Annotated in this window: 10 protein-coding genes; 5 read left to right on the plus strand and 5 right to left on the minus strand. The window is 59.1% G+C overall.

The window, feature by feature from the left end:
* Positions 1-34: 34 nt before the first annotated feature.
* Positions 35-721: a hypothetical protein gene (locus ABYO54_RS09520; RefSeq protein ID WP_372808018.1), complete on the minus strand. Its 687-nt coding sequence runs from the start codon at positions 719-721 to the stop codon at positions 35-37.
* 207 nt (positions 722-928) lie between these two features.
* On the opposite strand from ABYO54_RS09520, the gene ABYO54_RS09525 reads away from it, so the two are divergent.
* Genes ABYO54_RS09525 through ABYO54_RS09540 form a run of 4 tightly spaced genes read left to right on the plus strand, consistent with a single transcriptional unit; the run spans position 929 to position 5,790 of the window.
* Positions 929-1,096 carry a hypothetical protein gene (locus tag ABYO54_RS09525; protein WP_372808019.1) on the plus strand — a complete coding sequence of 56 codons (168 nt, stop codon included), beginning with the start codon at positions 929-931 and terminating at the stop codon, positions 1,094-1,096.
* A 1-nt stretch (position 1,097) separates the two neighbouring features.
* Positions 1,098-1,703, plus strand: coding sequence for a hypothetical protein (locus tag ABYO54_RS09530; RefSeq protein WP_372808020.1), 606 nt, complete (start codon positions 1,098-1,100; stop codon positions 1,701-1,703).
* 39 nt (positions 1,704-1,742) lie between these two features.
* Positions 1,743-5,378: a PAS domain S-box protein gene (locus tag ABYO54_RS09535; protein WP_372808021.1), complete on the plus strand. Its 3,636-nt coding sequence runs from the start codon at positions 1,743-1,745 to the stop codon at positions 5,376-5,378.
* A gap of 10 nt (positions 5,379-5,388) precedes the next feature.
* Positions 5,389-5,790: a response regulator gene (locus ABYO54_RS09540; protein WP_372808022.1), complete on the plus strand. Its 402-nt coding sequence runs from the start codon at positions 5,389-5,391 to the stop codon at positions 5,788-5,790.
* On the opposite strand, the gene ABYO54_RS09545 is transcribed toward ABYO54_RS09540, so the two are convergent.
* The gene (locus tag ABYO54_RS09545) at positions 5,785-6,009 is read right to left on the minus strand and encodes a VF530 family DNA-binding protein (protein WP_372808023.1); all 225 of its coding nucleotides are present in this window, start codon (positions 6,007-6,009) and stop codon (positions 5,785-5,787) included. The genes ABYO54_RS09540 and ABYO54_RS09545 overlap by 6 nt on opposite strands.
* Before the next feature lie 92 nt (positions 6,010-6,101).
* Between ABYO54_RS09545 and djlA the strand changes: the two genes are divergently transcribed.
* Positions 6,102-6,830: a co-chaperone DjlA gene (gene djlA, locus ABYO54_RS09550; protein WP_372808024.1), complete on the plus strand. Its 729-nt coding sequence runs from the start codon at positions 6,102-6,104 to the stop codon at positions 6,828-6,830.
* 25 nt (positions 6,831-6,855) lie between these two features.
* Here the strand turns inward: djlA and ABYO54_RS09555 are convergent, their stop codons facing one another.
* The 3 genes from ABYO54_RS09555 to ABYO54_RS09565 all read right to left on the minus strand — a co-directional run.
* A complete protein-coding gene (locus ABYO54_RS09555) occupies positions 6,856-7,362 on the minus strand; it encodes a hypothetical protein (RefSeq protein WP_372808025.1) in 507 nt (168 codons plus the stop codon).
* Between the two features lie 120 nt (positions 7,363-7,482).
* Positions 7,483-8,187 (minus strand): MBL fold metallo-hydrolase, encoded by a 705-nt coding sequence (locus tag ABYO54_RS09560; RefSeq protein ID WP_372808026.1) that lies wholly within the window; start codon positions 8,185-8,187, stop codon positions 7,483-7,485.
* Positions 8,188-8,238: 51 nt separating this feature from the next.
* A partial coding sequence (locus ABYO54_RS09565) for a hypothetical protein (protein ID WP_372808027.1) occupies positions 8,239-9,527 on the minus strand: 1,289 nt, incomplete at its 5' end.

Below are 9,527 nucleotides of genomic sequence, written 5' to 3' on the forward strand. Positions count from 1 at the left end.
TCCCGCCCCAAAAAGTGATGGCGGGCCAGCCGGGTCATTCCTGCTTTTTGGGCTCTTCCTTGAGCTGCAGAACCAGCTTGGGCGAATGGCCGGACTCCTTCGCGTAGAGATAGTAGAAGCCGCGGCCGGACGTGCCCCACAAACCCAGTGTCAGCATCGGGATTTCCGAGGTGCGGATGGTTTCGAGCAAGGCCGTGTTCTTGAGCGGCACCGTCACCCACTCGCCCTCGGTCCAGGCCAGGTTTTTGGCTTGGGCCAGCGGCGGCAGCCAGAGCTTCGAATCGCTGAGGACGGCAACGGTTTTCCCCGGGGCCGCTTCCCATGGCACATCGAAGCTGGCGCTTTTCGACATGGTGGCCTCCCCCTTCTGGGCGGGATGCCCCTTCGCGACCAGATTGCCGCGGCCCTCTCCCCAGGCGGCGTTGTTGGGGGTCTGAACCATGGGGGAGACGGTGAGATCAAGGCCATACCGCCCAACCGTTTCGGCCGGAAGGAACTGCAACTCGGCCGAGAGGATTTCGTTGGTCGCGCTGGAAAGGTCGAAACCGATGAGGGTTCGGCAAATCGGTTGCTGCAGAATGAGCAGCCGGGGATTGGCCCCGCTGTTGCGGTGGAGGTCGTTGGATCGCGCAAACGTGTCCTTGGCCGCTTTCACAACGCATTCCGTTGCGGAGCAGGCGAAAACGGTTGTGGCGAGCATCAGTGCAATTTCGGTCTTCATGGCAACCTCGGTTTCGGATTTGGATCGGCCCGCTGGAATCCCGGGATCTAGCAGGATGGATACCACGCTTTGCCCTCGTTCCGAAAAGGACGGCGGAGCCGACTAAAAAGCAGATTAACGGAAAGACATTCGGGAGAGCAACCTTTACACTCTTCCATTCATAACCCCGGAGAGATCGCAGTGGAGTCTATACCAGCCATAAGCCCAATGATGTGGCTCATCATTGCCGGCGCGGTGATCATCACCGTCGCCGCGCTGATCAACAAAGCCGTCAAACTGACCATGAAGCTGGCCGTCATCGCCGTGATGCTGGTGCTGGTCTTCTACTTCCTGCAACAGGCCGGGATCATTCAATCTGCAACAATGGGACATTGAGATGAAAAAAAGCCTCTTTCTTGTTTTCGCGTTAGCCGCCACGCTTCATGCCGATGAAGGCGTTCTGCTCCAACGCATTATTGCGCTGGAAAAGCGGGTGGCCGAACTGGAGACCAAACTGGCCCCGGTGCTCGAAGAGCAACGCGTCAAGGCGGTGGTTGCCGAGCAAAAGGCCATGGCGCACGAACGCATGCTGCTCGATGCCGAGTTTCTCACGCGGACCGACCTCAACCTCATCGAAAAGACCTACCAAACCGCCAACCAGAATTGGAAAACCGAAGAGGCCAAGAAAGCCGTCGCGTTCCTGGCCGCCCGGTTCCCGACCGCCAACCGCACGGGTTGCGCGGTGCTCGCCTTGGCGCAGGCCGCCGAGGGCGACGAGCAGATCCAGCTGCTGCAACGGGCGATCGAGAAACACAACGGGTGCTTCTACATCACCGGCGTGCAGGTCGGGGCCTATGCCCGGCTCTATCTGGGCATGCGCTACAAGAAGGACGGGAACAACGAAGCCGCCGAAAAGCTCTTCGAAGAGATAAGAACCAACTTCCGCGACGCGGTCGACCATAAAGGCCAGCTGCTTACCGTCCATCTCGAAGGATTGGAGTAGCGACCAAAGCATCCCATTTTTCAATCGACGGAGAACCCAATGACCGAAAAACGAGCCGCGCAGGAACACCGGAGCCAGACGGAATCCACCGGATCCGATTCGCACCTGCGGGCCATTTTCGATGCCATGAACGACGCCGTCTTCGTTCATGACGCCCAAAGCGGCGGAATTCTCGATTTCAACGAGAACGCGCAAACCATGTTCGGGTATTCGCGCGGGCAACTCCTCGAAGCTTCGGTTGGTAGCCTTAGCCTGAACCGGCCGCCCTTTACCGAAGAGGCGGCCTTGGCGCATATGGCCAAAGCGCTTTCCGAAGGCCCGCACCGCTTCGAATGGCAATCCCGCCGATCCGATGGTGCGGTCTTCTGGACCGAAATCAATATGTCGGCGCTGAAAACCCATGGCGCAACCCGCGTGATCGTCATCGTGCGCGACATCCAGGCGCGCAAGCTGGCCGAAGAGGTGAATCGGTTGACCATCAACGATCTCTTGATTGGCATCGTGGTCCATGCCCCCGACACCACCATTCTGCTCAGCAATCCGCAGGCCAGCCAGATCCTGGGGATCGACCGGGACCAATTGACGGGAAGGCCGGCCCTCGATCCGGCGTGGAACTTCGTTCATGAAGACCGCTCGGCTTTGACGGTCGAAAACTATCCGGTCAACCGGGCGATCGCGACGGGACAACGGATTGAAAACCAGATCTTGGGCATCAAAAAGCCCGGCAACGAAGAAATCACCTGGGTATCGTTCAGCGCAACCCCGGTCTTCTCCGAGAACCGGGAACTCACCCGCGTCGTCGTCAACTTCATGGATATATCGGAGCGCAAACGGCTGCAGGACGCGGTCGAAAAAAGAATCATCGCCCTGACCCGCCCGCTCGAAGATCCCGGCGAGATCGCATTCGATGAGCTTTTCGAGCTCCGGGAAATCCAGCGCATGCAGGATGAATTTGCCGCGGCGACGGGGGTGGCTTCCATCATCACGCATCCCGATGGAACGCCGATCACCCGTCCAAGCAATTTCACGCGGTTTTGCAAGGACATCGTCCGCAGCACCGAAAAGGGAAGCGCCAATTGCTTCCGGTCCGATGCCGCACTTGGGTGCCCTCTTCCCGACCGGCCGGTCATCCGGCGTTGCCTCAGCGGCGGCCTATGGGACGCCGGGGCCGGCATCTGCGTGGGCGGACGCCACATTGCCAGCTGGCTGATTGGCCAGGTGCGCGACGAGACCCAGACCGAAGAACACATGCGCGCCTATGCCCGGCAGATCGGCGCCGACGAGACGGCCCTCGTGGAGGCGTTCCATGCGGTTCCCGCCATGCCCTACGAGCAATTCGAGAAAATCGCGAACGCCCTCTACACGCTGGCGAACCAGCTTTCGGCCTCGGCCTTTCAGAATATCCAGCAGGCCCGCTTCATCACCGCGCAGCAGGAGGCCGAAAACAACTACCACACGCTGATCAACCTGGCGGTCGATGGCATCCTCGCCGGCTCCCACGAAGGCATCATCACCGAGGCCAACGAACGCGTGTGCGCCATGCTCGGCCAACCGCGGGACGCGCTTATCGGCAAACATATTGGCCAGTTGCCTTTCACGCGGGCGTGTCTGCAGCGTACGCCCTTCCGCTTCGACCTGCTTGAAGCCGGGGAAACCGTCGTGTCCGAACGGGTTATCGTGCGTCCCGACTCCTCCGAAATCACCGTCGAGATGCACTCCAAGATGATGCCGAACGGCACATGCCAGTCCATCTTCCGCGATGTCACCGCGCGCAAGCAGTCGGAAAAACACCTTCGGGAATTGACCCATATCCAGGGCCTGATTCTCGACAACAGTTCGCTGGGCATCGCGCTCGTCGAAAACAGGGCGTTCAAATGGGTGAATCCGCGCCTGGGCGAGCTATTCAAGATCGAACCCGATAAGATGCCGGGACGCTCGACCCGCATCATCTACTATTCGGACGAGGAATACCGACGGATTGGCGCGCTGGCCTATGAGGAGTTGGGCCGGGGAAACCGTTTCGACCAAAACCTCGAGTTCCAACGCCATGACGGGACGTTGTTCTGGTGCCGGCTCATCGGGAAAGCGCTGGATCCGGAAAACCCGCGCGATTCGGGTTCGCTGTGGATGTTCGAAGATATCAGCAATCGCATGAAATATGAAAACGAGCTGCTACGGCTTTCGACGGCCATCAACCAATCGCCGGAGACGGTAGTCATTACGGATCCGGCCGGAAACATCGAATACGCGAATCCCGCTTTCGAAAAGATCTCCGGCTTTGACCAGCACAGCGTCCTGGGGAAAAATCCGCGCATCCTGAAAAGCGGTCGGCAAGACGCCTCCTTTTATGCCGCACTCTGGAAAACCATCTCCACCGGCAACGTCTGGGACGGCCGGCTGGTCAACAGACGAAAAGACGGCGCACTCTTTACCGAGGAAGCCTCCATTGCCCCGGTCAAGGATTCCAACGGCAACATCACCAACTACGTGGCCGTCAAGCGCGACATTTCCAAAGAGTTGATCCGCGACGAGGAGTTGCGGCAAGCCCAGAAGATGGATGCGGTTGGCCAACTCGCCGGCGGAATCGCCCACGACTTCAACAACATTTTGCAGGGCATCCTTGGGTTCAGCCAAATGCTCGAAATGGGCCTCGACCCGAATTCCGCCGAACACCAAAATGCCCGCGAAATCCGCAACTCGGCCAAACGTGCGGCCATGCTCACGCGCCAACTGCTTGCGTTCAGCCGCAAACAGCCGACCCACTTGGAAATCTTGGATTTGAACCGCGCGATTCATGATACACTGGGCCTGCTCGAAATGCTGCTGGGGGAAACGTGCACCCTGGAGCTCGAGCTGCAAGACGACCTGCCGCAGATCCTGATCGACCCGGGCCAGGTGACGCAAATCCTGATGAATCTGGCCATCAACGCGCGCGATGCCATGCCGGACGGCGGACGGCTTTGCATCTCGACCCAAAGCCACGTTTTCCAGGCCGGGGACGCGGCCCGCATCCCCGAAGCGCGGCCCGGAAAATATCTCTGCCTTTCGATGGCCGATACCGGGCACGGAATGGACATCGAAGTCCAAAAACGGCTTTTCGAACCGTTTTTCACCACCAAAGAAATCGGTCGCGGAACAGGACTGGGGCTCTCCGTGGTCTATGGCATCGTCAAGCAGAGCAAAGGCTGGATCAATGTCTACAGCAAACCGCGCAAAGGCTCCTGTTTCAAGATGTATTTCCCGGTCGCGAATCCAGGCCTTGGGGCTCCCGAACCATCCGCCGGCACGTCCGGCCACATCGACCACCGCGTCATTCTCATCGTCGCCGACGACGCGGAAACGGCGGACCGGATCAAGACGATTCTGCGCAACGGGCACTACGAAACCCTGGTCGTTTCCAAGGCCGAGGACGCCTTGCCCCTATTGAAGGAAAAGCAAGGTCCGATCGACCTGCTCATCTGTGAAGCGGAACTCCCCGGCATGGGCGGCGACACGTTGGCCGAAGAACTGCGGAAAGAAAACCCCGCGTTGCCAATGTTGCTGCTCGGCAACTCCCGGAACCCTGCACATCGCGACAAGCATCGGGTTGAAATGAATGCCGTTTTCATGGATAAACCCTTCACGGCATCCAAACTAATGGTTACGGTCCACCGCTTACTCGAACACCTGCAGTAAAAAGGGCACTATGAAGAAAATCCTGGTTATCGATGACGACCCCAGCGTACAGAAACTGTTTTCCATGTTCCTTGGCAAAAAAGGCTACCAGATCCAAGTGGCCGACAACGGGAAAATCGGCATGGATCTCATGGAACGCGACCAGCCCGACCTGATCATTACCGACATTCTCATGCCGGAAATGGACGGTCTCGAAATCCTCTTGAAAATCCGGAAAACCCGCGCCGACCTGCCGGTTATCGCCATCTCCGGCGGCTCGCGGGCGCTTCCGATCAACTTCCTGAAACAGGCCAGCCTGTTCGGGGCCAAGCATGTGTTCGAAAAACCCGTTCCGCTCAATGTGCTCAACGAAACCGTGCGCGATTTGCTCGGCGAGAATCCTGCGCCCCCCACCGTCGGGAGCAGCTCATGAAGCGCCGAAGTCGGTATTGAGATAGAGGTGCTCCACCTCATCGCGCGCCCACGGGGTTTTACGCAGGAATTTGAGGCTGGATTTGATGCTCGGTTCCCAGTTGAAACACCGGATGTCGATGAGGCTGCCGAGTTCGTCCCAGCCATAGTGGTCGACCAAGCGGATCAGCAGCTTTTCGAGCGTGATGCCGTGCAACGGATTGTTTGGTTGTTCATTCATACGCCGGCCACCCTGCCCGATTCGCGTTGAACCGGCCAGCCATTCCGATAGGATACGCACTTTTCACGAATCAATGGTCACGGAGCTTTCCCATGGCATGGACAGGTAAAATCATCGGCGGGGTCCTCGGTTCGCTGGTCGCCCCCGTTTTGGGCACGGCGATCGGGGCCGTCATCGGCCACCAGTTCGACAAAGGCGTGGACCGGGTCAAGACCGCCGCGCAGACGATCCAGGTGGCCTTCTTCGGCTGCCTCGCCAAAATGGCGCGGGCCGACGGGCAGATTACGAAAGACGAGATCGCCGCCGTCGAAGAGATCATGGCGCGCTTCCGCTATACGGGGCCGATGCGCGAACAGGCGATCGGCATCTTTCGCCGGGCCAAGGACGATCCGCATACGGCGGCGGACTATCTCAACCAGCTTTCCGGCGCCGTCCAGTTCAACCCCCAGATTGCCATGACCTTCATCGCCGCGCTGCATGCCGTTGCATCGGCCGACGGCACGATCCACCCGAACGAACGCGAAATCCTGCTGCAAGCCGAGCGGGCGTTCCGCCTGCGGCCCGGCACGATCGACGCCATGCTCGGCGGCGTCCGCGGCAACACGGCGAACGCACTGGAGAACGCCTACAAGGTGCTTGAGGTTTCGCCCGATGCACCGGATGCGGAGATCAAAAAGGTCTACCGCCAGAAATGCGTCGAGTTCCACCCGGACAAGCTGGCCTCGAAAGGGTTGCCGGAAGAGTTCATGTCCTACGCCCACGACCAGCTCGCCAAGGTCAACGAAGCCTACGATGTGATCAAGAAGGCTCGGAACCTGTAGAACGAGGCGTTACCACAATCACCGCTCAATCTAGCAAGAAACAGCCATCCGAACCATCGTGCTCGTACGCACCGTTGACCAGACGAAGCCCATAGTATCTGCCATAGCCTGTTCCTTCGAAACCATTCCATACACCGATTGAGATGGATTTCACACGCGAGTCGTCTGCGATCTCGAACCTGACGAAGAAATCCCTATTATTATCGCGCGAGGTTTGAACCCGGGAGTTAACCATGCTCGCTAGCGCCGAGTTCGTGATGGCTGGCTGCGCACCCATGTATTCCTCTCGCACTTCGGCGATTTCAACTCTGCCTACACCCGCACTGATATCGGCTGGATTCTCTTTGATGTATTGCATCAACACACTTTCAGCAACCGCGATGAGCGATTGATCGTGTTCCACGATTTGATCCACTTCAGTGATTGCAACGCGTGCTTTAATGTTCGCCAGTATGGCTGCAGAAATATTGTTCGTTCGGCCATACTCCTCCCAGTTGAAGTCTGGTTTTTTCATCGCTTCTTCATCAATCACCAACGGTTTCTTTCCAATTACCCCCTGTTGCTCGGGGGGTGTGGGTTTCCGGCAGGAAGCACACAAAACTGCGATAGCGATGACCATAGGCATGAATTTAATTTGCTCTCTCCTTATTTCTCAACGACCTAAAAACCGGTCTTTTCTTTGGCGCAGTTCGGCGAATTCCGCAACGGACTCGACGCGCAGGAACGGGTTGGTTTTCTTCTCTTCGGCCAGCGTGGCGAAGAGGGCGGCGGCGGGATCGGTGCGGTAGAGATCGAGCCGCGCCTGCATGGCGGCGTTGCCCGGTTCCACCGAGAGAGCGAATTCCATGTTTTCGACGAGATAGTCGTGGCCGCCGAACACCACCGTTTCATCCGGCAGAGCCTTGATGGCTTGCAGGCTTTCGAAATATTGCTGTGCCGTTCCGCCCAGGATGCGGCCGCAGGCGCCGTTGATGAGGGCATCGCCCGTGAACAGGATGCCGAGCTCCGGGAAGTGATGGCACTTGTGGGTGGCGACATGCCCCGGGGTGGAAAAGGAACGGCAGACGGTTCCGAGCATTTGAACCGTTGCCGATTCGACCGCCGGGCTGGTCGAGAGCACCCCGAGCCGCTCCTGGATGGCGCGGCACCCGCCCACATGGTCTTGGTGCGTGTGGGTAATCAAGATCTCTCGCAATTGGAGCCGTTCTTGTTCCAGCGTCTGGAAAACGGGCCCGGCCTCGCCCGCATCGATCAGCACCGCCTGCCCATCGCGGCAAACGAGATAAACGAAGTTATCGGCCAGCACCGGCACCGCCAGCACCTCGTATTCACCAAACTCAAACCGTGTTGTTTTCATGCGCCGATTGAACCATGAAGCGCGCGGGGTTGCAACAATCCAACAGGCAACCTACCAGCGCAGCACCATGAGCGCGGCGGGCGGAACCGTGATGTCCATTTTCGCGCCCAGGCGCATGTGCCCCACCCGCTTGAACGAAATATTGTCCGGGTCCGCTTCGTCGTTTTCATCGAACGGGTTGCCGTTGCGCGGCGCCGCCACCCAGATCTCGGCCGGCTTCGACGGGATCGGCATCCCTTTCATCCGCAGCTGCACGTTGACCGCCTCGCCCGCACGGGTGTTGGTGAGAACGACCGATCCTTCGCGCGCGCTGTTCGATTTGGAGGCCGAGGCGAATACGGGCGGCAGCCCGTGGGAGCGGCCGCCCTCCACTTCGGTTTCCACGAAGACATCGCACGAAAGGCGCGAGAAGGCCGCAATGGCAAATGCCTTGGATCGGACCAGCCCGCTCTCGTCGTACATCGACGAGCGGTTATTGAGGAAGAGCGAGTGGATCATGATGCAACCCACGTCCGCGCCGTGGTCGTTGATGAGGCTGTGGTAGACGGCGGCGTTGCCGAAATAGCCATTTGCGCCGTATTCGCTGAACCACAACTTCACGGGTTCTTCCAGCGCGGAATTCCGATAGCGCTCCAGGTTTTGCTTGTGGTGCTCCACGGTTTTTCCAATCGCGTGGCAGGTGGACATCACCAGCCGGTAGCCCTCTTCAAGATCCATGTTCTTTGCGGCCCGCGCGCTTGGCGGATAGTAGTGCCGGCTGACGCCATCGTACGGGAGGTTGTTTTGCGCCATGACCTCGTAGAACGAGTCCTTTTCGAAGCACGACAGCACCAGGATCGAGGGGTCCACCGCTTTCATTGCTTTGTAATAATCGACATAACCGGGCTGGGGCCCCGTCGTGTAATCCAGATAAATCAGCTTCCCTTCTTCCGGCAGCGCCCCATGGCGGCCGTCGCCGAAGCGGATCTCGCCTTTGACGGGATCCAGCGTGAAGTGCCGATCGCTGGCGGACGAAGCCTCGAACGTTTCAACGCGCGTCCATTCGGTCTCGTCGATCACGAGGCGGAACGGGTCGTTGTCGTCGACGGGCGGAAACTTGACGTAGAAGGTCTGGCCGGGTTCCCGGGTCGTGGCGCAATGCTCGTCGCGCCAGGAAGTCGACGTCGCGGCGCGCTGGCGCCGGAACGGCTTCGTTCCGCCAAAAACATAGCGCGAGGCATCGCCGAAGGCCAGCGTCCCGCCCATGTTGGTGATTTCATCGTGTTCGACATTCGCGCTGCCGCGGGCGGCATCGCCTTCGGTTGGGTACGACCCCCAGTTGAGCTCCCAGTTGCCATAGA

Origin of the sequence: Pontiella sp., from assembly GCF_041622395.1 — a bacterium.
Lineage (GTDB): Bacteria > Verrucomicrobiota > Kiritimatiellia > Kiritimatiellales > Pontiellaceae > Pontiella.